Consider the following 25,088-nt stretch of genomic DNA (forward strand, 5'->3'; position numbering starts at 1 on the left):
ATCCTCCTATTTCAATAATTCATCTGCCAGTTCCAGCGCTTTTAATGTTATTGCATCCATATTGTAATACTTATATTCAGCCAAGCGTCCTAGCAAATGAATATTCTTATCTTTTAATAATTCTTTGTATTTTTCATAAAGAGCAAGATTTTCTTCATTAATGATTGAATAATAAGGAATTTCCCCATCAGCTCCAGTATAAGGAATTGGATATTCCTTGACAATAGTGGTGCTGTCACTATGCTGGTCTGTAAGCTTTTTAAATTCTGTTATCCTTGTATAATCTTCTGTCACCGTGTAATTTACTACTGCATGTGATTGATAGGATTCTTCTTTATAATTCTCAAATACAAAGTTGAGGGAACGATATGGCAATCTACCATATTTACAATCGAATAATTCATCAATTGGTCCGGTGTAAATTATATTCTTAGCTTCTGGAATATCTGCTATATTATTCACTTTTGTATCCAGTTTTACAGTAATATTTTCATGATCCAATAAATTTTCAAATAGTACTGTATATCCATCTAATGGCATCCCTTGATATTTATCTTGAAAATAACGATTGTCATAAGAGATTAAAACCGGGACTCTGCTTGTAACAGACGGATCAATCTCTTCCGGGGTCTGCCCCCATTGTTTCATGGTATATTTTAAGAAAATATTCTCATAAACATAGTCTGCGATTGCTTTTATGTCAGGATCCTTATTATTTTTCAACTCAAGAATTGGTACTCTTGATTCCATTCCATAAGTAGTTACTAATTTATCCTTTAATATGTTCCCTTTCTCTTCTCCATACACCAGATTCAATGTGTTTAAATTAAAAGGAACCGGGATGATCTTTCCATATACATTCCCAACCACCTCATGAGAATAATCATACCATTTTGTAAACCTGGAAAGATATTCAAAAACCTTTTGACTGTTTGTATGAAATATATGTGGTCCGTATTGATGAATCAAAATTCCATGTACATCTAAAACATCATATGCATTGCCACCAATATGATCTCTCTGCTCTATGATAAGTACTTTTTGATTACCTTTTTCTGCAAGTTCCCTTGCTAAAACTGCACCTGCAAAACCGCATCCTATTATTATACTGTCGTACACATTATTCCTCCATTCGTACTTCTAAATTATTTTCCAAAAAAGAAAATACACTTGCAAATATACCAATATTTAGTCTAAGTATACCTTATAATATGAACCTAAAAAGGTCAACAATAATTTTTGTTAAATTTTTCTTAATATTGTCTTTCAAAATCGTAATATTTCATTCAGAACTGTATTTCAGAGTTTCCATTCCTTCTTTGATTAATTTACCTACATATTCATTATGGGCACGACATATTCTTTTTAAACCGTATAGTTTTTCTGGGTTCTTTTCTATTATATTTACCCCATATCTGCAAGAGAGGGTCGCTTTAAATCCTAATTGTCTCACGACACTATCACAATTTTCACTGGTTTCTCCATATGGATATGCAAAAGTATTTGGAACACTTCCCGTATTAATTACAATTTGATTTTGGCATTTTTCCAGATCATCACTTAATAGTAATTGATAATCCTCTAAAGATTCATTTCTCTTTTGTAAACATCCAATCCTGCCATTATTACAGGTATGTAAATTGTAAGAATGATTTTGGACCTCTATATGCCCTGATTCTTTCATTTCTTTGATCTGATCCCAGGTTACATGGGAATATGCCATATTTTCATCATGTACTTTAGTAAAATCATCAATTCCTTTTCCAATTACTGATAACACTATCTTCATATCATACTCTTTTAGTAATGGATAAACATATTTATAAATACTTAAATGCCCATCATCAAATGATAAAACAATTGGATTTTTTGGCAGTTGTTTATCATTATAGACATAATCAATTAAGTCATTCATCGTAATCGTAGTATAATTGTTCTCCTTTAAATACACCAAATCACTTTCAAATTCATATGGACTGATTACATCCTTTCCATAACCATAATTCTTAACCTGATGATACATTATGATAGGAACACATATTTTCTGATTTTCAGATAAGACGGGGTAGACTTCAACTACACTGTCTTTAATAAGATTTAGAACCAATGTGATTAAAATACCTATTAATATACCTCTGCTTAAAAGATTTACTTTTGCTTTTTTATCCATGAACTGCCCCTTGAAATAAGTATTATAACATTCTATGCAGGACAAAAATGGAATGTGATTATCTCTGATTACCTATAAAATAAAAAAGAACCAACCCTGTTAATTCTATAGAATTTTAAGGATTCGTTCTTTTATAATCTTAAAGGGCAAGTGCCAGACTTCCCTAAATATCCAATATCTCTCCTTCCGTAGAGATAATTACTACTTGCCAAGGGATCATTTTCCCGCTTTGAATCAGTGCCTGTTTCACTGCATTTACAATTCCTCCGCAGCAAGGTACTTCCATTCTGGTAATTGTAATACTCTTAATATTGTTATTCTTAATGATTTGCGTCAACTTTTCAGAATAATCAACTTCATCTAATTTTGGGCAACCGATGATAGTGATTTTATTTTTCATAAAATCTTCATGAAAATTAGCATATGAGAAAGCGGTGCAATCTGCAGCGATTAATAAATTTGCTCCGTCAAAGTAAGGGGCATTCACTGGAACAAGTTGAATTTGAACAGGCCATTGGCCTAATCTTGATTTCATTTGAACAGGTGCTGCTTCTTTTCGGTCGGCTTCAACTTCTTCTGAATTAGGACGAACTATCGCTTTTGCCATAGAGCCAGGGCATCCTCCATGAAAATGAGCCGTTTTCTCCCTGGCTGCTTTTTCCATGTTTCTTTTTACTTCTTCCTCATTATACTCTAATGCTTCTCTTTCTATAAACGTAATTGCATTCGTAGGGCATACCGGTAAACAATTGCCTAATCCATCGCAATAATCATCTCTTAATAGTTTCGCTTTCCCATCCACTAGCCCTATAGCACTTTCGTGGCAGGCATCTACACATAAACCACAACCATTGCATAATTCTTCATCAATTTGAATAATCTGTCTTATCATATTTTTATCCTCCAATTCATTCTCAAATATATCCAGAAGCATTCTATAGTAATTTGCTTATAGAATACCATTCATTTAAGTATCTCTTGTTTATTTAAATTAATTATATTATAATCAGAATAAACGGTATGTTGCATTTGCAACAAAAGGAGGAAAGTTTGAAAAATAATCTGGAATTAAAAAAATATTATTATATATTAAAACGCTCTCCATTGTTTCAGGGAATTGATGATGATGATTTAGACTCTATGTTATCCTGTCTGGGTGGAAGTATTAAAGAATATGATAAAAATGAAATTATTTTTTTAGCTGGCAGCGAAATCACATCCATGGGTATTGTTCTTAGCGGAAGTCTTAATCTGGCAAAAGATGATATATTAGGTAATCGTATGATTATAACAGAAGTATCTGCCGGAGAATTATTTGCTGAAAGCTACGCCTGCGCAGGTACAAGGCATTCTCCTATTACTGTAATTGCTTCCAACCAGTCAAAAATTTTATTCTTAGGCTATCACAGGTTCATAACCTCCTGTACCTCCCAATGTGGATTCCATCATACCTTAGTAGAAAATATGTTAATGATATTAGCGAATAAAAATTTACAGCTCAATCAGAAAATGATCTTATTATCCAAACGTACCACAAGAGAAAAATTGTTAGAATATTTTCAAAATCAAATTGAAAAGCAGAATAACCTTAAATTTGAAATTCCATTTTCAAGAAATGAACTTGCTGATTATCTCTGCGTTGATAGAAGCGCTTTATCCAGAGAACTTGGAAAGCTAAGAGACGAAGGAATAATAAAATTCCATAAGAATCAATTTCACTATATTTTAAAACAGGAAATGCACAATTATTAAATCATAAATGCTTGCTATGGCATTTGAAAAAGCTTACAATGGATATATTACACTGAATGAAAATAAGTACTTAACGGGGGATACATTATATGATGGATTTTAAATCCACTGCAACAAAATTAACAGTAAAATACCTTTTTTTACAAGCCTTTTTATGGATGAGCTTTGGAACGATCTGGTCCTTTGCCACCACTTATCTATTATATAAAGGTTTTCAAAATACCCAGGTTGGCATTATTTTATCAATAGGATCTATTATTTCTATTGGTTTTCAACCATTTATTGCTTCTTTTATTGATAAATTTGAAAATTTAAAGCTTAAAAGTGCTATTTTGGCTTTAATCATCATACTTTTTATTTTGGCATTGGCATTATGGTTAATACCTTATAATTTTTATATAACAGGATTCATTTATATCTTAATTGGTGTTTTTATATTGTCTTTACCTCCTTTAATATACTCTATAGCACTTGAATATATAAATCTTGGAATTAATATTAATTTTGGTCTGGCAAGAGGAATTGGTTCCATCAGCTTTGCTTTTATGGTTTATGTTATAGGTATCGCCACTTCTAACTTTAGTCCAACCATTATACTGCCTGTCTTTGCAGGTTTAACTGCTATTACAGGAATCATTGTATGTACATTTGAGTCTCCTTTAAAGTATTCTGACTCTGCATCAGATAAAAAGAAAAAAAGTGCAAAGGCTGACCCCAAAAATAATCAGCGTATATTCTCTTTCTTTATTACATACAAAAGATTTTCTATGTTATTAATTGGATTTATCCTGCTCTTTATAAGCCATAGCTTAATTAACACTTATCATATTAATATTATCAGTAATGTTGGTGGGAATGATGCTGATATGGGGTTATCCATTGCAATTGCAGCGGCTCTGGAATTACCTGTTATGGTTGCTTTCTCCTTTATTGTCAGCAGGATAAATTGTTCTAACTTATTAAAAATAAGTGCGTTCTTTTTTATGATCAAAATCGTGGTCACCTGTTTCGCACCAAATGTAGGTATGATATATCTTTCTCAGCTATTTCAGCTAGGTTCTTATGCTTTATTTGTACCTGCATCCGTTTATTATGTAAATGATATTATTGATGAATCTAATAAAGTAAAGGGCCAGGCTTTACTAGGTGCCGCCACTATGGGGGCTGGAGGCACTTTAGCTAATTTTATCGGTGGTAGAATTCTAGATTCATATAATGTAACTGCCATGTTAGTTTTTGGTATTATATCCGCCGTAATTGGCTTTGGTATAACTTTATTCTTTACTGATAAAACTGTTGACAAGGAGGAAAAATAATAAATGTCATTTGGTAAAAATCTTGAAAGAATTCGAAAAGACAGAAAGGTAAGCCAGGCTGCCTTAGGAATTGAATTGGGTTTAACACAGCAAATGATCAGCAGTTATGAGAAAGGTACATCTTCACCTAACGTTGAAATTTTAATTAAGATTGCTGATTACTTTAACGTTTCTATTGATACTCTTGTAGGATATGTACCAAAAAAACTGAATATAACTTCAGCAGAAGCCAGATTTCTCAGATATTTTGAGACTTTAAATGAATTGGACCGGGAAAAATGTATTATGATTGCACAAACCCTCATTCAAGATCGTGAACTCAAATAAAATAAAGATTTAATAAACAGCCGGCAATTATTTTTACTCATCTTAGGATTCATAAAAATAATTACCGGCTGCTTTTATTTGTATTATACAAAATGCCTGTTTATTGCTATTTCTTTATTTTACGCAATTCAATTCTTGTACTGACCAGTGCGACAACCGGGACTGTTAAAATAATACCAATTGACCCTGCTATCCCTCTGATTATCTCAATTCCAATCATATCCGTATTGATTAATTGTTGAAAAGGAATTCCGTAGGAAAATATCATTAACATTAAATTTAAAGAGGACCCTGTAAATGCCAGTATTAACGTATTAGACATTGTACCCATGGCATCTTTCCCTATATTCATACCTGATCGAAACAACTCTTTTGGCCTAAGCCTTGGGTTTACAACACATAATTCATGCATTGCTGAAGCTATGCTCATAGCTACATCCATAACTGCTCCAAGTGATGATATAAGTATCCCTGCTACGAACAGATACTTTATCTCCAGATTACTGTCACTTGTGATTTGCAGTAAAGATTCTGCTTCCTCCATATTAAATCCATTTATGGCAACTAGTTCCCCAACGATATAACTTAATACACCAGAGATTATTACCCCTGTTATTGTACCAACTATTGCACTAATCGTTTTGGTATTCAATCCATCGATTAAGATAAAACCTGCCACTGTAGTAATTGCTACGATAAATATTGTAACAGGCAGTACAGGATACCCTTTTGCGATTAGCGGCAGTAATAAGCCTATTACGCATATCATTGCAAAAACCAGGCTTAATAATGATTTAATGCCCTTTTTTCCTCCAATAATGCAGATAGTTAAAGCAAATAACCCTATGAATCCATATAGAACCGTGGAACGATTGTAGTTATATACAGAAAAACTATATTGACCATCATAAGTATCCACACGGACAATAATCTGGGTTCCTTTTTTTAAATATACGTTATGAAGAGCACTAAGATAATTTGTTATTACAGCGGTTTCTCCTTTATGTTCTCCTTCTGTAATACTTATCTCAATTGTCTGCTCTCCTCTCCATACATTCTGTGTTGCAGCATCTCTCTCTGCATTATCTTCGATAATACTTGTTACTGATGCATTTACATATCTAACGGAAGATGTGCCATCTGTACTGTTATTATCAGGATTGCCTTGGTTTACTATATATATGGATCCACTAAAGATAACAATTAATATAGTTATTACCATGATTTTTAAAAATCTTTCTTTGTATTCCTTACTCATAGGCAATCTCCCTCTTATTTAATGTTACTTTTTTGTCTCTGCTTTTACTGTGACTGTACTCTTAAGTGTATATGTTTTGCTATTTTGTTTTACTTTTACTGTGATAGTAGCCTTTCCTGGTTTCACAGCTGTTATTTTACCATTCTTATCTACTTTAGCCACTTTAACATTGCTTGACTTATATGTCACTGTTTTCTTATCTGCAAGATAACTAATATTTATTTTACTTGTCTTCTTCCTAACAAGAGTAATCTTAGTTTTTGCAAGTTTTGGAGCTTTAGGAACATATGCATTCTTTCCTGTAACACTTTCTTTCGTGATAACATATTGTACACCTTTATCAATAGATGAATTACCAGAAGTGGTCAAAGTCTTTCCACCCAATGCCTGTACTTTAAAAGTAGCTGGAAGATTAAATTGTAATGTAATAAAACCGTCTGCATTTACTTTTGCTTTACTAATAAATGTCAGTTTATTGCTATCTAAGATATTTAAATAAAGAACCTTACCTTTATAAGTAGTACCAACATAGAAGGTATAAGCCGGAGATACCTTTACAAGACTCTCTTTTAATTCAATAGATTTTACCTGCTTATTCTTAGATAATGTCTTTATCGTACTGTTGATTTTTTTATCCTGAATTTGAGCAATCGTCAGATCGATCTCACCTTTATCTGCCATCTGGCTCAAATTCTTACCATTGATAGTCACAGTGCCCTTATCCATGATAAAGTTTAAGTCAATATCTTCATTTTTAGCTCCGCTCAAAGCTTCCATACTAATTTTAGTTACATCTTTTACTGCAATATTGATCTGTGGTTTTTCACCGGCAGGAAGTTTACTCTTGTTTGCAATTTGAGTCTGAATAGCAGCTTTAATATCTGAAGGTTTCTCTATTGATACATTAGGAGTAGATGGTATTGTTACTACTGGAGTAGATGAGCCTGAAGAGCCTGAAGAGCCCGAGGATGAACCTGGCTTAACTGCTACTATCTCAGAACGGTCACGTACTCTGATTCTTACTCCATCCGGATCATAAGAAACAAGACCTACAGCCTGAATTTTCTTACCTTCTACTACAAAATTTTCTAATGCTGCACTCTCCTTATTAGAATAACCAATGTAACCATCAATAAATACTCGGATTTCTGTTCCGCTGGAATCCTTGACCAAAGCATAAGATACTACATTATTTTCAAGCAATACTTTGGTTATTGTACCTTCTACTTTAACAAGACTTCCACCAAAGTTTCCATAATCTGATGCTTGGCTCGTAGTTACTTTTATTGGTTGAAGAGGTGCTACTTCAGTATTGATTACCTTATAACTGATGACTCTTAATTCAAGGTCTCCCTGGTATTCATCTACACTTCCGGTAACACGAATCTTTTGCCCTACTTTAATACCATCTGTACTGACTGGGAATATATTAATACCCGCAGTTTGATCCTGAATATAGATAGTATCAAAGAATTTATTTTCTGAAACTGCAGTTCCTGCTGTTACTATTCCTTCTACTGTAAATACGTCGCCTTTATTCCCTTTCCTTGCATCTGCAATCGGTTTTATCTCTTGTTCTTTGGCGACAAGATTTAACATATTAGTAGTAATATTGTAATTAGAATATAAGTCTAAATAATTATCAACTTCCTGTGCCTGAATCTCAAAATTAGATATATATACTGTTCCACCAACCAACATTGTTCCACCACCAGACAATTTTTCACTGGCAAGTGCATATACATCTCCCTTGGCAACCGGAATTGAAGGCAAGGTACCTGGAGTATCATTTGAATATGTAGTTTCATGTCCTTTTATTAACCATGTGGTTTCACCAGATGCCATAGATGTTTCATCCGGTATGATAGAGCATCCACTATAGAAACTATATAACTGACCTTCAAAGATACCATCTAATAGCGGAGATTCGGATGCCATATTATAGTTTGTAAATTTTAGTCTGTATGCCTGTCCTCCATTGGTTACATCATCCATTACCTGATCATTATTAATTTTAGTCTTTGCTCCTATTCCTTCAAGAAGTTTATTCAATTGCGTGGAAGTCTGATATGGTAACGAATTAGCATAAGTACTTCCTGATTTATTATCCTGGTAATCCGCCATACCACACACAATCAGATTTCCGCCATTATCAACGTAGCGTTTTACCATTGCTATGAATTCTTCACTAAATTCCTGTGGATCATAGGATACTCCATCTACAGTGGTCACTCTTTTCAGTGGTGCAGTAATTACAAACAGATTTGCATTTGCTAATAACTCATCGGTTATATTCGTTTCAATACTTACCTGTACCTGATTCTTTGCTGCAACAGCGGCAAAGTTGGCCATATTACCACTATAATAACCATTTACATAATCACCTCTATGGCTTCCATCAACGATGACCTTGGTGACTAATGATGGATCAGAGATATTTAATTTTAAGACGTCTGTAAATATCTTCTCAACTCCATTGAATTCAGCAATTAACTTAACATTGACATTAAAGGTTCCTGCTGTATTGCTTATATAATTAAATTCATATTTCTTAGAACCTAAAGATGGTACTGTTGTTAAATCATTCCCTTGTAAATCAGCAGTGTGGATTACATTTCCATCAATAGAAAATTCTAAACTTTTAACTGTCATATCTCTTTCTTCATTATTATAGAATTCTGTTGCAATATCAACATTTTCTCCTTTAATAGGGAGCACTGTTGTGGTAGAAGTCTTAGATATACCCAGTTTCTCAACTTCTCCTGTCCATACAGGTGCTGTTACGGCAATATCCTTATCCGGTTGCTGGATTCTTATATAATAGTAAGAATAATCATTTGGCAGCTTAAAATTCACTGTTTCTTTACTTGAATTTACTTCTTTACTAATAACAGATTTACCACCATTAACAATGACCTCTACTGTACCAATCTTTTCATTACCTGGATCTTCAATATCAACAGATATATCTACTGTCTCTGGTTCTTGGTTTAAGATCGTTCCCATAACTTCATCATTTAACGTATAGTACACTTTAAGATCATTATCTTCTGTTGCATAGGTCCTTCTGTTTCTCATTGCATCATAAATATTATCTTCTGATAATGTATCTGCTAAGATTACGGTTCTAGTTGTGTTAGAATCTCCCCATTTACCTTTATGGTTATCCTGGTTATTTGTCGGCGCCACATGCCATCCCTTATCTAAGGCTCTTGTATAGTATTCATAGGATGGAAAATAGCCGGATCCGCGTACTACACCTTCTCCATTACCAACTTCTATCATGTTGATTAAATTATCAAGTTCAGGGTCATATAGAGCAAAATCATTAAAATCACCAAAGGTATTTCCTGGATGATTAAATTGTGATATACCCTGTGGCTGTGTCTTGATTGCATCATAATAAGCCTTTAATCCGCCGGCTGTTTTATAAACTGCTGTATTACGATTTTCAAAACCTGGCGTATTAAATGTATTAATGTGTCCGACACCATTTGACCATGTCATTTCATATGCATAGAGTCCTATAAAATTACCATTGGATGCTGCTGTAATTTTAGCTGCTTCCTCTTTACCATATTTCCATTTTCCACTACTGGATCCATTTCCTATAGTAGCCGTACCCGCTACGTCCTCTAAAGAATTGGAATGGTCTGTTACTGCCAGGAAGTCCAATCCAGGTACTTTAGAAGCATAGTTAAATGCCTCTTCTACTGTACCAGCCCCATCCGAATTCGTTGTATGTGAATGAACCTGGCCAAAGAAAATATTATAATCTACATTTTCTCGTTCGGTAAAAGTAAAGCTGGATTCAACACTGGGTATTGCACCTTCTAAAGTTGCTTTTGCTTTAATTGTTGCTGGTAATGACGGCAATGAAATGGCTGTTGTATATTCTTTCCAATTTGTACCATCTGTTGTATATTCTATTTTTGCATTCGCTGTTGATGTTTTTAATTCAATTGTTTTACCAGGAAGAATTGCCCCTCCGTTTGGAGTTGCCGAAACAGCTGCTACTTTTAATTGTGTATATGTAAAGGATGTAACAACACTGCTTGTTAGACCCTCTTTTTCTGCATGTGCTTTAATTGTTATCGGAAGTTCTGTAATTATAATTGGATTTACTGGATCATACACCATTGATGGAGCACTGCCATCGGTAGAATATTTAATGATTGCTCCTTCTGTGGCTGTGTATAGTGAAATTTGATCCCCAATTCGAATTTCACTGCCTGTACTCTGGGAAGCTGTTACTCCTTGTACCACATTAGGGTCGGATACAGGTAAGCCAGTAATTTTAATATTGTTAATACCACTTGTTCCACCTGAACCAATATTCGTTCCATTTACCGCTTTTGTATCTGCCACCAAAAAACGAATATATACCTGATCAAGATTATTAAGAGCATCAGGAAGGTTTATCTCTGGTAATGCAGTAAGCGTCGCAGTATTGCTATATGTAGTAAGTACTGTCCAATCTGCATCATCAAGGCTGTACTGAACCTTCCAGTTCCCTGGTCCTGTATTTGAAGAAATAGTTTTTGCATTTAATTTTAATGTATCATAGCCTTTGGTAGATAAAACTATTTTCCATCCCTGATCCACTGAAGTATTATTCCATGTACTTCTTTTTAATGCACCACCGGAATAACTATATTTGATTGCGGATCCAGAAACAACAGATGAGGTAATAGCAGCCGTGCTAAGGTTAATATCACTTCCTGTTTTTGCTTTCAATGGTGTTGTTATATTAGTATCTGGTGTTGCGGGTGTCACTGGTACTGCAGGCGTTCCAGTGGGATTTGCAATTCCTGTAAACTCCCATTCAGCCACTGTTAACGCCGTATCAGCAGCGATTGCCGTAAAGCTTGTAGTATTGAATACAGTAGTCAATACCATAATTACAGACAATATTATAGCTACTTGTTTTTGCTTCATTATTTTCATAAAAATCCTCCCTTATAGCCTTGTTATCACAAAACTATCCTTAATTGTTCTTGCAATAATATGGCTTTCAAATATTACTGCAAAAATCTTCCCATTACATTATTAAGAACTCAGATAAGCTCTTAACTGACGTATAAAGATATATTAAATACGCCTATATAGTAAAACAATATTGGAAGATATTTAGATTTTGTTAGAAATGAAAATTTGATTAATTATAATACTTCCCCAATCAGGCAGTTTCCTGCCCATAAACGATTTGCCTCCTTTCACACCCCATTTAGATCGATACTATTTTCATAATCTCTGTATCTAATCTTCTATATGTTTTTACCCAATAATAAAAATAAGTAATAGATAGTTGCGAAACTATTAAGTTTTCTGAATTTGTAAAATAATTAATATAAATTCCTTCGCTCCAACGCTCCTTCCGCTTAGCTTCCGCTCCGGAATTATATTAATTATTTTACAAGTAAATGATTTTAGAGTTTCGCAATTATCTAAAAATAAGTAAATAGAAATTGTGAATATTTTCTCATTTTACCATAATATGTAAGTAAAAATGAGCAAAAAAGTAGCGGCATACATACCTTTTAAAATTTTAAAGGCTTATGTCTTTAAACTTCAAATTGTTTCCTTTGACAACCAAAGTATTTATAACAATATAGAAAGAATAAGAATCAAAAACCCTTAGAATATAATAAAAGATAAATATGCCACCTTTTTTTAACAGGTTAACTTCTTTTATCGATTGCACTAATTAAGAATCAATATTTTTCAACTGAATTTTTATCCACTCTTGCATATACAAGTGGTTTGTTTTCAGGTTTGTCTGTCCCAATCTTATAAGCTCTCTCAATTAGTTCTGATGCTGTTGCAAAATAGCTTTCTTTCTCAGCATATAATGTTGCAAGAACATCTCCCGCTTCAACTTGATCCCCATACTTCTTCTTTAATACAATACCCGCAGCATAATCTATAATACTGTCTTTTGTTTCTCTGCCGGCACCTAACGCTACTGAAGCAATACCGCATTGTTCAGTATTAATATGTGTAATATAGCCTTTGCTCTTTGCTACCACATCATAAACATATGCCGCTTTTTTAAACTTTTCTGTATCTTTAATGACCTGTGTATCTCCACCCTGAGCTTCAACCATTGCAATCAGCTTATTTAGTGCTTCTCCGCTTTCTATTGCATTTACCGCCATCTTTCTGCACTCTTCCACAGTCCCTTTATTGGCAAGATACAGCATATTACTTGCAAGGCTTATACATACTTCTGTCAGGTCTTGTGGTCCTTTTCCCTGCAATGTCTCCACTGCTTCAATTACTTCTAGGGAATTACCTATTCCATAGCCTAACGGAATGTCCATATCTGTGATTAAAGCCACTGTTCTTTTTCCTGCATGTTCACCAATCGCCACCATTTTCTGGGCTAAGAGGATAGAGTCATCCAGGCTCTTCATGAATGCACCACTTCCAGTTTTAACGTCCAAAAGAATACAATCATTTCCCGCTGCAAGTTTCTTACTCATAATAGATGCAGCTATTAACGGAATACTGTCAACCGTCGCTGTTACATCCCGAAGTGCATATAACTTCTTATCTGCCGGTGCCAGATTACCAGATTGACCCACCACTGATAATCCTGTTTTATTCACTACATCAAAAAATTCCTCTGTATCTAAAGATGTACGCATACCCGGTATCGCTTCCATCTTATCTACTGTCCCACCAGTATGCCCTAATCCTCTCCCTGACATTTTAGCTACTTTTACTCCACATGCAGCAACAATTGGCCCTATTACTAATGTAGTTTTATCGCCAACTCCTCCTGTACTATGTTTATCTACTTTAATGCCATTGATACCAGACAGATCTACCATATCCCCTGAATGAGCTACTGCATTTGTCATCACTGCAGTTTCATGGTCACTCATCCCTTTAAAGTAAATAGCCATGAGCATCGCTGACATCTGATAATCCGGAATACCTCCAGCAACATAATCGGATATCATATATTCTATCTCGGAGTCTGTTAATGCGTCTCCGTTTCTTTTCTTCATGATTAAATCGTACATTCTCATAATTAATCTTTCCCTTCCGCTAAATTGAGAATTACTCAAATATCTTTATGTCATCAGCTCCCAGTCCATATTATAAGCAACTGGAGCTGACTGATCCTATAAGTTACCCGGTCCAAAACCTAAAGGCAACATTTCTTCTAAAGTAAATTTCTTATAGTCTGTAGGGGATTTCGCAAGTATGATCTGAAAAGTTTTAGGATCACAAAATTCCATCATAACTTGTCTGCACACTCCACAAGGCGGGCAATAATCATCCAATTCTCCGTCTTTACCTCCGACAATCACAATTGCTTCAAACTCTTTTTCTCCTTCACTAACTGCTTTGAAAAATGCAGTCCTTTCTGCACAATTAGTAGGAGTATAGGAAGCATTCTCAATATTACAACCTGTAATCACCTTTTGGCTCTTGGTGAATAAAGCCGCAGCCACTTTAAAGTTAGAATAAGGTGTATATGAAAATTGCAAAGCATCGATTGCACTTTGAATTAACTTCTGAATATCCATATTTTTACCTTCCATTTCTAACAAGTTAATTAATAACCTGTAGATTCTTCATTCTTTGCCAGTTTAACGATTCGGCTGGTACCCAGTCTTGAAGCTCCTAATTCGATGAATTTTTCAGCATCTTCAAAGGAAGTAATTCCACCTGCTGCTTTGATTTTTACACCTTCGCCGATATGTTTTGCAAATAATTCAACATCTTCAAATGTAGCACCTGATTTAGAAAATCCAGTAGAAGTTTTAATATAATCTGCACCTGCATTGGTTACAACTTCACACATTTTAATAATTTCTTCTTTGGTTAGAAGGCAGGTTTCAATGATCACTTTTAAAATATGATTTCCACAAGCTGCTTTTAAAGTACGAATTTCTTCTTCAATCATATCGTACTGCCCATTCTTAAGATCACCTAAGTTAATGACCATGTCAATCTCGTCTGCCCCATTATTAATAGCATCCTTTGTTTCAAACTCTTTCACTGCAGTTGTGCTGTAACCATTTGGAAATCCTATAACTGTGCATACAGCCATACGGTCTTTCATATATTCTTTTACTCGCTTTACATAAGAAGCGGGTATACAAACAGAAGCTGTTCCATAGCTGATAGCATCATCGCAGATTTCCTTTATTTCTTCCCAAGTTGCAGTTTGTGTCAGCAACGTATGGTCTACTTTTTCAAATATTAATTTTTTATCCATATTTTCTTCCTCCTGGCCGGATAAAATCGAGCTGGCTTGATTTTATCCGGCACAAACTTCCAGTGTAAAGTGTTTCTTCACACTGAGCCTCTTTCCTTAATTTAGTCAACTTATATTATTTATCTAGCACCTTTTTCATAAGCAACACCACTTGCTTTTGGAGCAACAGAACGTCCTACAAATAGTATTAATATAATAATAGTTAATACATATGGCAACATAGATAAGATCTGTGATGGAACTGCAAAATTGCCGCCACCAAGAATGATTGTCAGTGCCTGTGCAAAACCAAATAACAAGCAAGCGCCATACACCCCATGAGGAGTCCATTTTCCAAAGATAACAGCTGCAAGGGCAATAAATCCTTGTCCGCTAATTGCAGTAGGTGAAAATTGAGATATAATTGCCAGGGTCACACTGGCTCCGCCAAAACCTGCCAGAACACCTGAAATAACAACACAAACATATCTTGTTAACGCTACATTGATACCCAGAGTATCTGCTGCTGCCGGATGTTCACCTACGGCACGAATGCGAAGTCCCCATTTTGTTTTATAAAATACAAACCATAGAACTACTGCTAATACTAAAGCAAAAATAACCGTTAAATCCACATTAAGATTTTTTGCCACACCTGTGATTCTGGTGTCTCCAAAAAGTTTTGGGATTTTTCTTTCTACTGCTGGAGTATGTGTAGCACCATCAAATAATAATCTACACATAAAAAGTGAGATACCTGAGCCCATCAAATTTATGGCAATACCAGAAATGGTCTGATCAGCTTTAAATGTAATGGAAGCAATGGCATGTAAAAGGGCAATTAATCCTCCTGCAAGTCCTGCACACAAGAAACCAAACCAAGGATTTCCTGTGAAGTAGGCTACACTGACGCCAGTAGCTGCTCCTACAGTCATCATACCTTCAATACCAATATTAACTACACCTGAACGTTCTGATACCATACCACCAAGTCCACCAAATATTAAAGGCGTTGAATACATTAATGTAATACCAATTAATAAGAATAAATTATCTAGCATGTTTCTCACCTCTCTTTACTAATTTATCCGCTAATACTGGAACAATCTTAGTTAAAGCAACAAAGAATACAATTGTACCAATCATAATGTTGATAATTTCTGATGGAGCACCGATTGCTGATTGAAGTGAGCCACCACCGTAAAGTAATCCGGCAAATAATAATCCGGCAAAAATACAGCCAATTGGAGAACTGCCGGCAATTAAAGCAACACTCATACCGTTAAATCCATAGTTCTCAAAAGTACCCATCGTAGATATCTTATGAGGAGACATCCCTGTAATTGTCAATGCACCGGCTAAACCAGCAACTGCACCAGCAATAAGCATAGCATGTAAAATATTTTTCTTAACATCAATTCCTGCAAATTCAGCTGCATCTTTATTAAATCCTACAGAACGAAGTTCATATCCTTTTGTAGTTTTCTTTAATAAGATTGCTACTGCAACTGCAACAATAATGGCAAATACGATACCGAAATTAACATCTGTTTTTAATATTACATCTAATAAAACAGGATGTTCCATTAAAAATGCTTTTCCTTCTTCTGACCTTTTCCAACCATATAAAAACATTGTAAAACCTGATTCGTTAATAATATACGTTCCTGTCGAATCCGGCTGATGGAACCGCTGTGTATTAACTACGAAATTTCCAAGATAAAATGCAATCCAGTTTAACATGATACTTGTAATAACTTCATGAATTCCATACTTTGCTTTTAAGAAGCCAACAATTGCTCCGTAAATACCACCGGCACATACACCGGACAATACTACGACTGGTATTTGCAGAACTGGTGGGAAATCAAAGAGAATACCAGCGACAGTAGCCGCTATAGTACCCATAATATACTGGCCTTCAGCACCAATATTAAAAAGTCCCACTTTAAATGCAAATGCAACACTAATACCTGTTAAAATAATAGGCGTGGCTTTAATAATAACCTGAGATATATATTTGGGTTTAGAGAAAATACCATTAAATAAAATTCCAAATGCTTCAAATGGGCTATATCCTGTTAAAGTTAATAGGATAGCTACAACAATAAATCCACAAAGAATGGCTATTATTGTTGATGTAATTTGTTTTTTGAGAAGATTAACTATTTTTTCCATCTGCTGCACCCCCTGCCATTAGCAATCCTATTGTATTCTCATCTACTGTTCCCTGCTTAAATGTTTCTACGATGGTACCATCATATATAACCGCAACAGTATCAGAAACATTCATAACTTCATCTAATTCAAAAGAAACTAATAAAATTGCTTTTCCTTTATCACGTTCTCTTATCAACGTCTTGTGAACATATTCAATTGCTCCAACATCAAGACCTCTCGTTGGCTGTACTGCAATTAATAGATCCGGTTCATTCGTAACTTCACGGGCAATAATAACCTTTTGCTGGTTACCGCCGGATAAACCTCTTACTAACAGTCCTTCGCAATTATCCGGTCTGATATCATAATCTTTTATCAAACCTTTGGCGTTTTCATACATAGCCTTTTTATTTAAAAATCCTTTTTTTGAATATGGTTCTTTTCCATAATTCTCAATAATCATATTTTCTGCAACGGTAAAGTTAAGAACAAGTCCTCTTTTCTGACGGTCCTCATGTATCGTTGCAACCTTATGGTTAATTACATTTCTAGGCGTAGTATTTTGAATTTCTTTACCATTAATTTTAATTGTTCCGCTCTTACTTTTAGTAAGGCAAGTAATAGCTTCAATTAATTCTTTTTGGCCATTACCATCAATACCTGCGATACCAACAATTTCACCTTTTCTAATCTTAAGGTTTAAATTTTTAACTGCATCAAGTTTTCTTTCATTCTGAACAACAAGATCTTTAATCTCAAATATAACTTCTTTGGGATCTGCTTCTGTTTTATCAACCACTAATTTTACAGCATGGCCAACCATCATTTCTGCTAAATCTTCTTCTGAAACTTCACTTACTGTAACAGTATCAATATATTTACCTCTACGAATAATGGTACATACATCTGCAGATTCTTTAATTTCTTTTAATTTATGTGTAATGATGATAATAGTTTTACCATCTTTGGCTAGATTGTGCATAATTTTGATTAATTCACTAATCTCTTGTGGGGTAAGTACTGCTGTAGGCTCATCAAGAATTAAAACTTCTGCACCACGATATAATGCTTTTAATATTTCCACACGTTGTTGCATACCAACAGAAATGTCTTCAATTTTAGCATCCGGATCAACTTCAAGACCATATTTTTTAACTATATCTTTAATTTGTTCATGAGCCTTTGTCATATTAAGAACACCGGCACCACTTACAACCTCATTACCTAATATAATATTTTGTGTTACTGTAAAATTATCAACCAGCATAAAATGCTGATGCACCATACCAATACCATGGGAGATTGCTATATTAGGATTCTTAATATTAACTTTTTCACCTTCTAGATAAATCTCTCCCTCCTCAGCTTGATATAATCCATAAAGAACATTCATAAGGGTACTTTTCCCTGCTCCATTTTCACCAAGTATCGCATGTATAGAGCCTTTTTTAATATCAATATCAACCTGATCAAGTGCTGTAAAGGAACCAAACTTCTTCGTTATGGCCCTCATCTGTACTGCGTAATCTTTCTTGATATCCATGCTTTTTCACTCTCCTTAACTCATCTAATTGGAAATTCAATATAATACATTTTCTCTTAGCGGAAAAAGGGCGTGACTAGTAGTCACACCCTTTTTGATAATGACATCTTTCGTCAAGATAACATAGTGCAAACTTTGCCATCTGTTACGATATTACTTTCCATAAGTATCTGCGTTGTATGGAGGTACGATTGTGCCATCTTTAATTAACTGTTCAACTTCCATTGCTTTGTCATAAATTGCTGGATCCATATTTGGATTTTCTTCTGGAATACCAACTGCATCTTCTGCTAAACCGTAATTGTATGTCTGTCCTCCGATTTGAGTTCCATTTAAAGCTTCTGTAGAAACTAATTCCACAGCTACATTAACTAATTTTAATGCTGATGTAAGTACATTTTCAGGTGCTAAATAAGCTTGATCACGGTCAACGCCAATTGCAAATTTACCAGCTTCTTTCGCTGCTTCAATAACGCCTACACCTACGCCACCAGCTGCATGGAATACGATATCACAGTCAGATGAGAACATCTTAGTTGCAATTGCTTTACCTTTTGCTGAATCAGAGAAACTTTCTGCATATTGAACATCAACAGTAATTTCTTTTCCTAATTCTTTTGCTGCATAATCAACACCAGCTCTGTAACCATATTCAAATTGGTCAATGATATTACCTTTCATACCACCAACAAAACCAACTTTACCAGTTTTTGAAGTTAAACCAGCAATATAACCTACCACGAAAGAAGGTTCTTGTGCACGGAACATAACGCCTGTTACATTAGCAGGAGTTGTTTCATATGCATTATCAATAATTGCGAAGTTTACATCTGGATTTGTTTCAGCTGCAGTAATAATAGCATCTGCCATTGCAAAACCAATACCCCAGATAAGATTTTTTCCTTCATCTACTTGTTTGTCAAGGTTTGGAGCGTAATCAGTTTCTTGAGTTGATTCAAGGTAGCTGATATCAGCGCCTGTGTTCTTTTGAAGGTTTTGTAATCCTTCCCAAGCTGACTGGTTGAAAGATTGATCGTTAACTCCACCTGTATCTGTTACCATACCAACACTGAAATCTACTTTCTCAGTAGTGTCTTCTGCAGTAGTATCTTCTCCTGTTGTTTCTTCTGTAGTAGTTCCCTCTGTTGTGTCTTTCTCTGCATCTTTCTTAGTTCCACATGCTGTTAAAGAAACTAACATAGTAGCAGCTAAAAGAAGCGCAATGATTCTTTTTTTCATAAAATTTCCTCCTTAATATAGATAATAATGTATTATATTGAATCGTAGTTTCCTACGAACATATAACTTTATTCTACTGCTTCTAAAGCTATTTTCATCATGTCCTTAAAGCTTATCTGCCTGTCTTCTGCTGAAAGAGATTCACCAGTAAATACATGATCTGAAATAGTAAGAATACAAAGTGCTTTTTTACCAGCTCTGGCTGCATTCATATATAGCGCCGCTGCTTCCATTTCAACAGCTAAAACATTCATCTTCTTCCATAAGGAATTTGCATCTTTATTATCATCATAGAATGTATCAGATGATAAAATATTACCTACAACTACTTTTATATCATTTTGTTCTGCTGCATTCACTGCACGGCGTAATAAATCAAAATCTGCAATTGGTGCAAAAGTTCCAGGTAATTGATATTGTGCAGCAAAATTTGAGTTTGTAGATGCACCCATTCCGATTACAATATCTCTGACTTTAATATCGTCTGTAATACCACCTGCTGATCCAATTCGAATAATGTTATCTACATCATAAAAATGATAAAGTTCATAAGAATAAATTCCTATGGATGGCATTCCCATTCCACCGCCCATTACGGTAACTTTTTTTCCATTATAAGTACCTGTATATCCTAACATATTACGAACAGTATTAATACAAGTTACATCTTCTAAAAAATTATCGGCTATAAATTTAGCTCTTAATGGATCTCCCGGCATTAAAACTGTCTTTGCAATATCACCTAATTTGGCTCCATTATGAGGTGTTGGTGTTGACATAGTATATCCTCCTTGTGTATATATATTGACTTTATCAAATGAAACTTAATTCAGATGCTGGCATTCATCAGATAAAATCTGATAAAAACGAGTTACCATCTGTTGCTTTCCTGATACCAAAGTAATCTAAAATTGTTGCTGAAATATCAGAGAAAGTAGGTCTTGTTCCAAGATTGGTTCCTGGCTTAATTTTGTTACCATAGATAACAAACGGCGTATATTCTCTTGAATGATCTGTGGAAGGTGTTGCCGGATCGCAGCCATGATCTGCCGTAATCATAAGAATATCATCTTCTTTTAATCCAGCCAGAATCTCTGGTAGCTTAGCATCAAATTCAGATAATGCTTTTGCATAGCCGTCTACATCATTACGATGACCATAGACCATATCAAAATCCACTAAGTTAATAAAACACAGACCTTCAAAATCTTTATTGGTATATTCAATAATGCGTTCCATACCTTCAGAATTGTTCTTAGTTCGAATGGAAGATCCTATTCCCTGCCCTGCAAAAATATCATTAATCTTACCTACTCCAATTACATCATAATTATTTTCTAATAATTGATCCAACATAGTGGTCGCTGGTGGTGTCAATGAGTAGTCATGACGGTTTGAAGTCCTCTTATAATCTGGATCTGTCCCTTCAAATGGTCTTGCAATAATTCTTCCCACACCATATTTCCCTGTACATAATTCTCTTGCAATCTCGCAGAATTTATATAATTCAGGAATTGGAACAACATCTTCATGAGCTGCAATCTGAAACACACTGTCTGCAGAAGTATACACAATTAATGCTCCTGTTTCCACATGCTCTTTTCCATAGTCTCTAATTACATCTGTCCCTGAATATGGTTTGTTGCAAATCGTCTTTCTTCCAGTACGTTTTTCAAATTCATCCAGCAATTCTCTTGGAAAACCATCCGGGAAAGTGGGAAGTGGAGTGTCAGATATTACACCAGCTATCTCCCAATGCCCTATTGTTGTATCTTTTCCTTTTGATGCTTCATGCATTCTGGCAAATGCTCCTATCGGTTCGTGCTCGTCTTGAATACAATCTACTCCATCAATATTAAATAATCCTAGTTTTTTCATGTTAGGCATATGAAAATTCTTACTTGTAGAACATGCAGCCAAAGTATTACTTCCTACATCACCAAAATCAGCCGCATCTGGCATCTCACCAATACCTACACTATCCAAAACAATTAAAAATATACGTCTCAAGATGACTCCTTTCTGCATTTCTCCTGCAGCTTCCATTCTTTTAAGTACCTTAGTCTTATTCTAAAGTATGTCTTCAAATATTTTAATGTCTTACTCTTATTTTTAGTAAAGAATCATTATTTTATTTATCATTCTTTAATTTTTTTGATGTTTTGATTATATCATAATCGCACAATAAAATCAATTACTTTTTTTGTTTTTTCTTTAACATTTGTTTATTGATTATCATTTTTTTCATATTTAAATATATATCTTGCACAATTATTAATATTAAACTTCCCTTTTTTTCAACATAATGTTATAATGTTAATAAATTAATGTAACAGAACGAACATTATTAGGTTTATTTTATAGTAAAAAATGTATAAAACCCATTTACAGGAGGACGCAATGAGCAAGAAATTAGAAAGAATGAACCAGTTAATATCTATCATTAAGGAAAAGAACGGTGCATCTGTGAAAGAACTCGCACAAATGTTTAACGTTTCTGAGATGACAATTCGAAGAGATCTTCATATCTTAAATTCTAATCATGTAGTAAATAATGTATACGGTGCAACCATCTACAATCCTTCCAATACACTTGATAATTTAGATAAAAATTATACTCTTCTGGCCGCGAAAGTAAAAAGAGATTCTGAGAAGAGCCGTATTGGAAAATATGCTGTATCTTTAATCGAAAATAACGACATTATCATTATTGATTCTGGTTCTACCACAGAAAAACTGGCTACTAATATTCCAAGTTCAATTAAAGCCACTGTTCTCTGCTTTAACTTTAATATTTTGAACAGTTTAAGTGATAAGGAAAATATTAATTTGATTTTTGCAGGAGGATATTTCCATCCAAACACACAAATGTTTGAAAGCCCTGAAGGTATTTCCCTGATCCGCAATATCCGTGCTACCAAAGTATTTGTTTCTGCTGCCGGTATTCATGAAAAATTAGGAATTACTTGTGCAAATAATTACGAAGCTCCTACTAAAAATGCAATTCTTCATTCTGCAGCAGAAAAGATTTTACTGGCAGATTCCTCTAAGTTCGGACAGGTGAAATCTTCCTATTTTGCTGATTTATGCGATTTTCAAAAGATTATTTCAGACATAAATCTTCCTACCAGCTGGATCGACCATATTAAGAAGCTGGGAATCGACCTTGTGATGGTATGATATCGGAGCAATTTTTGATGTTATTTTAATATATTGTTTACATCTATTAACTATTTGTTTTACAAAGAACAATTATAATGAAAGACAAGCTTACTTACATTATTAACATACATCAGTCATTCATTTTACAAAGGAGGATTATAATGAGAAAAATACGCTTATTAAAAAAGGAAAAAAAACAAGAAAAAAGTTCAAAGAACAGTATCCGATACAAAATTCAAGGTGGTTTTATTTCTCTTTCTTTGATTGTAATGACGACAGGAATTATTGGAATCCTTTCGCTGATTTATACTAATATTAATTATTCCAAAGCAATTGAACAATATGGGTTTTCCCAGGGGTATGTAGGAGAACTGGGAATGGAATTTAATAACGCAAGAAATATTACCCGTGATATCATATCTTCACAGAGTATTATTATACTAAATGAGTCTGCGACAAAAATAGCCAAAAGCGAAAAAAAGATTAAGAAACAACTAAATCTGGTAAAATCAGTATCCAAATCGAAAGAATCCATTGAATTAATCAATAAATTAGAATCTTTGATTGGAGAGTTTACTCCTCAAAAAGATGAATTAATCCTCTTAAGTAAGAACGCTCAAAAAGACGCCGCTTACGTTATGCTTCAGGAAAAAACGGATCCAATTGCAGAAGAGATTTCCAAAACAATATCCGAACTCCTGGAGTTAAATGTAAAACTTAGCCGTAGTGCTATGACCCGTGCAGGAGCTGTTGCCGCTGCTATCATATTATTTGTGATTGTTTTTATTATCTTCTCAGTATTTCATGGGCTTAAAGTCGCAAAAAAAGTTTCAGGAAGCATATGTGACCCGTTAAAAGAACTTGTAAATGCTGCTCATGAAATAGCAAAAGGTAATTTGGAATTAGAGATATCCAGTGAATCAAATGATGAAATGGGACAACTATCCCAGTCCTTCCGGGAAATGAATCGCAACTTTAAACAATATATTAATGAAATTGACCAAGTAACCAGTGATATGGCAAAGCAGAATTACAACACTTATATCACTTCCGAATTTACCGGAAATTTTGCTGTAATAAAGTCCTCTATTAATAATATTATTGACATTATTAATACTGCTCTAAAAGAAATTAATGTTTCCACTTTAAAAGTCGCTGCCGGCTCTGCACAGGTTGCTAAAGGCGCAGGTGCCTTGGCCGAAGGAAGCGCTGAGCAAGCCAGTGTGGTGGAAGAATTAGTGGCTACTATCAGCGAAGTTTCTGATAAAGTAACCAAAAATGCTGAAAATGCATACTCTGCAGATGTAATATCCGATAAAACTTCTCAACTGGTAGAACAGGGCAATCAACAAATGAAACACATGGTTGATGCAATACAGGAGATAAACACCAATACAAATGAGATACAAACTATAATTAAATCTATCGAAAATATATCCTCCCAGACCAATCTTCTGTCCTTAAATGCTGCCATTGAAGCCGCAAGAGCCGGAGAGGCAGGAAAAGGATTCGCAGTTGTAGCCAGTGAAGTGGGTTCTCTGGCAGAACAAAGTGCCCAGGCAACCAGGAACACTGCTGTTCTTATCGAAAAATGCATTGTGGCAACAGAAAAAGGTGTGAAGATTGTTAATGAGACTGCAGAGTCTCTAAATCTTATTGTCAACGGGACACTTGATGCCAAAAGAATTATTAGTGAAATTGCTCAGGGTTCTAACAAACAGGCTGAATCTCTTGAAGAAATCGTAAGGGGAATTGATCATGTCTCTGATGTAATTCAAGCAAATTCTGTAGTTTCAGAAGAATCTTCTGCTACCGCTAAAGAACTCACCATTCAAGTTGACCTGCTTCAGAAAATGACAGGACAATTTATACTAAAATAGTATTTTTATAAATAAAAATGTATTGCCTTGGGCATTCTAAGCAGGCGCTGAAACAAATTTATGTTT

At 34.5% G+C, this 25,088-nt stretch carries 19 protein-coding genes; 5 read left to right on the top strand and 14 right to left on the bottom strand.

Going from position 1 to position 25,088, the window contains the following annotated elements; genetic code table 11:
• Positions 1-6: 6 nt before the first annotated feature.
• The 3 genes from glf to EDD66_RS02420 all read right to left on the bottom strand — a co-directional run bounded on the left by glf (position 7) and on the right by EDD66_RS02420 (position 3,062).
• Positions 7-1,119 (bottom strand): UDP-galactopyranose mutase, encoded by a 1,113-nt coding sequence (gene glf / locus EDD66_RS02410; RefSeq protein ID WP_123607950.1) that lies wholly within the window; start codon positions 1,117-1,119, stop codon positions 7-9.
• A 163-nt stretch (positions 1,120-1,282) separates the two neighbouring features.
• Positions 1,283-2,170, bottom strand: coding sequence for a polysaccharide deacetylase family protein (locus EDD66_RS02415; RefSeq protein WP_123607951.1), 888 nt, complete (start codon positions 2,168-2,170; stop codon positions 1,283-1,285).
• A 163-nt stretch (positions 2,171-2,333) separates the two neighbouring features.
• On the bottom strand, positions 2,334-3,062 hold the full coding sequence (locus tag EDD66_RS02420; RefSeq protein ID WP_123607952.1) for an ATP-binding protein: 729 nt from the start codon (positions 3,060-3,062) through the stop codon (positions 2,334-2,336).
• 158 nt (positions 3,063-3,220) lie between these two features.
• On the opposite strand from EDD66_RS02420, the gene EDD66_RS02425 reads away from it, so the two are divergent.
• The 3 genes from EDD66_RS02425 (at position 3,221) to EDD66_RS02435 (ending at position 5,565) form a co-directional block, all read left to right on the top strand.
• A complete protein-coding gene (locus tag EDD66_RS02425) occupies positions 3,221-3,922 on the top strand; it encodes a Crp/Fnr family transcriptional regulator (protein ID WP_123607953.1) in 702 nt (233 codons plus the stop codon).
• Positions 3,923-4,011: 89 nt separating this feature from the next.
• Positions 4,012-5,238, top strand: a complete 1,227-nt coding sequence (locus EDD66_RS02430) for an MFS transporter (protein ID WP_123607954.1) — start codon at positions 4,012-4,014, stop codon at positions 5,236-5,238.
• A 3-nt stretch (positions 5,239-5,241) separates the two neighbouring features.
• The gene (locus tag EDD66_RS02435; protein WP_123607955.1) at positions 5,242-5,565 is read left to right on the top strand and encodes a helix-turn-helix domain-containing protein; all 324 of its coding nucleotides are present in this window, start codon (positions 5,242-5,244) and stop codon (positions 5,563-5,565) included.
• Between the two features lie 106 nt (positions 5,566-5,671).
• On the opposite strand, the gene EDD66_RS02440 is transcribed toward EDD66_RS02435, so the two are convergent.
• From EDD66_RS02440 to EDD66_RS02490, 11 genes are all read right to left on the bottom strand, one after another.
• Positions 5,672-6,823, bottom strand: a complete 1,152-nt coding sequence (locus EDD66_RS02440; RefSeq protein ID WP_123607956.1) for a YibE/F family protein — start codon at positions 6,821-6,823, stop codon at positions 5,672-5,674.
• A 24-nt stretch (positions 6,824-6,847) separates the two neighbouring features.
• Positions 6,848-11,770: a CehA/McbA family metallohydrolase gene (locus EDD66_RS02445; protein WP_123607957.1), complete on the bottom strand. Its 4,923-nt coding sequence runs from the start codon at positions 11,768-11,770 to the stop codon at positions 6,848-6,850.
• A 767-nt stretch (positions 11,771-12,537) separates the two neighbouring features.
• Complete coding sequence (locus tag EDD66_RS02450; RefSeq protein WP_123607958.1) at positions 12,538-13,860, bottom strand: pyrimidine-nucleoside phosphorylase; 1,323 nt, start codon at positions 13,858-13,860, stop codon at positions 12,538-12,540.
• A 96-nt stretch (positions 13,861-13,956) separates the two neighbouring features.
• Positions 13,957-14,364, bottom strand: a complete 408-nt coding sequence (locus tag EDD66_RS02455) for a cytidine deaminase (RefSeq protein ID WP_123607959.1) — start codon at positions 14,362-14,364, stop codon at positions 13,957-13,959.
• Positions 14,365-14,393: 29 nt separating this feature from the next.
• Positions 14,394-15,059 (bottom strand): deoxyribose-phosphate aldolase, encoded by a 666-nt coding sequence (deoC, locus tag EDD66_RS02460; protein WP_123607960.1) that lies wholly within the window; start codon positions 15,057-15,059, stop codon positions 14,394-14,396.
• A 119-nt stretch (positions 15,060-15,178) separates the two neighbouring features.
• Positions 15,179-16,099 (bottom strand): ABC transporter permease, encoded by a 921-nt coding sequence (locus EDD66_RS02465; RefSeq protein ID WP_123607961.1) that lies wholly within the window; start codon positions 16,097-16,099, stop codon positions 15,179-15,181.
• Positions 16,089-17,216 (bottom strand): ABC transporter permease, encoded by a 1,128-nt coding sequence (locus EDD66_RS02470; protein WP_123607962.1) that lies wholly within the window; start codon positions 17,214-17,216, stop codon positions 16,089-16,091. Before EDD66_RS02470 ends, EDD66_RS02465 begins: the two co-directional genes overlap by 11 nt.
• The gene (locus tag EDD66_RS02475) at positions 17,200-18,741 is read right to left on the bottom strand and encodes an ABC transporter ATP-binding protein (RefSeq protein ID WP_123607963.1); all 1,542 of its coding nucleotides are present in this window, start codon (positions 18,739-18,741) and stop codon (positions 17,200-17,202) included. The genes EDD66_RS02470 and EDD66_RS02475 overlap by 17 nt, the downstream gene beginning before the upstream one ends.
• Positions 18,742-18,894: 153 nt before the next feature.
• Complete coding sequence (locus EDD66_RS02480; protein ID WP_123607964.1) at positions 18,895-19,980, bottom strand: BMP family ABC transporter substrate-binding protein; 1,086 nt, start codon at positions 19,978-19,980, stop codon at positions 18,895-18,897.
• A gap of 68 nt (positions 19,981-20,048) precedes the next feature.
• On the bottom strand, positions 20,049-20,759 hold the full coding sequence (deoD, locus tag EDD66_RS02485) for a purine-nucleoside phosphorylase (protein WP_123607965.1): 711 nt from the start codon (positions 20,757-20,759) through the stop codon (positions 20,049-20,051).
• A gap of 67 nt (positions 20,760-20,826) precedes the next feature.
• Positions 20,827-21,990, bottom strand: coding sequence for a phosphopentomutase (locus EDD66_RS02490; protein WP_207667738.1), 1,164 nt, complete (start codon positions 21,988-21,990; stop codon positions 20,827-20,829).
• Positions 21,991-22,380: 390 nt separating this feature from the next.
• On the opposite strand from EDD66_RS02490, the gene EDD66_RS02495 reads away from it, so the two are divergent.
• Together EDD66_RS02495 and EDD66_RS02500 are read left to right on the top strand one after the other, a co-directional pair.
• Positions 22,381-23,160, top strand: a complete 780-nt coding sequence (locus EDD66_RS02495) for a DeoR/GlpR family DNA-binding transcription regulator (RefSeq protein ID WP_123607966.1) — start codon at positions 22,381-22,383, stop codon at positions 23,158-23,160.
• Between the two features lie 143 nt (positions 23,161-23,303).
• The gene (locus EDD66_RS02500; protein WP_170164218.1) at positions 23,304-25,022 is read left to right on the top strand and encodes a methyl-accepting chemotaxis protein; all 1,719 of its coding nucleotides are present in this window, start codon (positions 23,304-23,306) and stop codon (positions 25,020-25,022) included.
• Positions 25,023-25,088 lie beyond the last annotated feature (66 nt).

Source organism: Mobilisporobacter senegalensis, assembly GCF_003752155.1.
GTDB classification, from domain to species: Bacteria; Bacillota; Clostridia; order Lachnospirales; family Lachnospiraceae; genus Mobilisporobacter; species Mobilisporobacter senegalensis.

Bases quoted from the DNA above. Each gene is read 5' to 3' on its own strand.
- EDD66_RS02415 (WP_123607951.1), bottom strand. From the start codon at position 2,170: ATGGATAAAAAAGCAAAAGTAAATCTTTTAAGCAGAGGTATATTAATA.
- EDD66_RS02420 (WP_123607952.1), bottom strand. From the start codon at position 3,062: ATGATAAGACAGATTATTCAAATTGATGAAGAATTATGCAATGGTTGT.
- EDD66_RS02430 (WP_123607954.1), top strand. From the start codon at position 4,012: ATGATGGATTTTAAATCCACTGCAACAAAATTAACAGTAAAATACCTT.
- EDD66_RS02435 (WP_123607955.1), top strand. From the start codon at position 5,242: ATGTCATTTGGTAAAAATCTTGAAAGAATTCGAAAAGACAGAAAGGTA.
- EDD66_RS02440 (WP_123607956.1), bottom strand. From the start codon at position 6,823: ATGAGTAAGGAATACAAAGAAAGATTTTTAAAAATCATGGTAATAACT.
- EDD66_RS02445 (WP_123607957.1), bottom strand. From the start codon at position 11,770: ATGAAAATAATGAAGCAAAAACAAGTAGCTATAATATTGTCTGTAATT.
- EDD66_RS02450 (WP_123607958.1), bottom strand. From the start codon at position 13,860: ATGAGAATGTACGATTTAATCATGAAGAAAAGAAACGGAGACGCATTA.
- EDD66_RS02455 (WP_123607959.1), bottom strand. From the start codon at position 14,364: ATGGATATTCAGAAGTTAATTCAAAGTGCAATCGATGCTTTGCAATTT.
- deoC (WP_123607960.1), bottom strand. From the start codon at position 15,059: ATGGATAAAAAATTAATATTTGAAAAAGTAGACCATACGTTGCTGACA.
- EDD66_RS02465 (WP_123607961.1), bottom strand. From the start codon at position 16,099: ATGCTAGATAATTTATTCTTATTAATTGGTATTACATTAATGTATTCA.
- EDD66_RS02470 (WP_123607962.1), bottom strand. From the start codon at position 17,216: ATGGAAAAAATAGTTAATCTTCTCAAAAAACAAATTACATCAACAATA.
- EDD66_RS02475 (WP_123607963.1), bottom strand. From the start codon at position 18,741: ATGGATATCAAGAAAGATTACGCAGTACAGATGAGGGCCATAACGAAG.
- EDD66_RS02480 (WP_123607964.1), bottom strand. From the start codon at position 19,980: ATGAAAAAAAGAATCATTGCGCTTCTTTTAGCTGCTACTATGTTAGTT.
- deoD (WP_123607965.1), bottom strand. From the start codon at position 20,759: ATGTCAACACCAACACCTCATAATGGAGCCAAATTAGGTGATATTGCA.
- EDD66_RS02495 (WP_123607966.1), top strand. From the start codon at position 22,381: ATGAGCAAGAAATTAGAAAGAATGAACCAGTTAATATCTATCATTAAG.
- EDD66_RS02500 (WP_170164218.1), top strand. From the start codon at position 23,304: ATGAGAAAAATACGCTTATTAAAAAAGGAAAAAAAACAAGAAAAAAGT.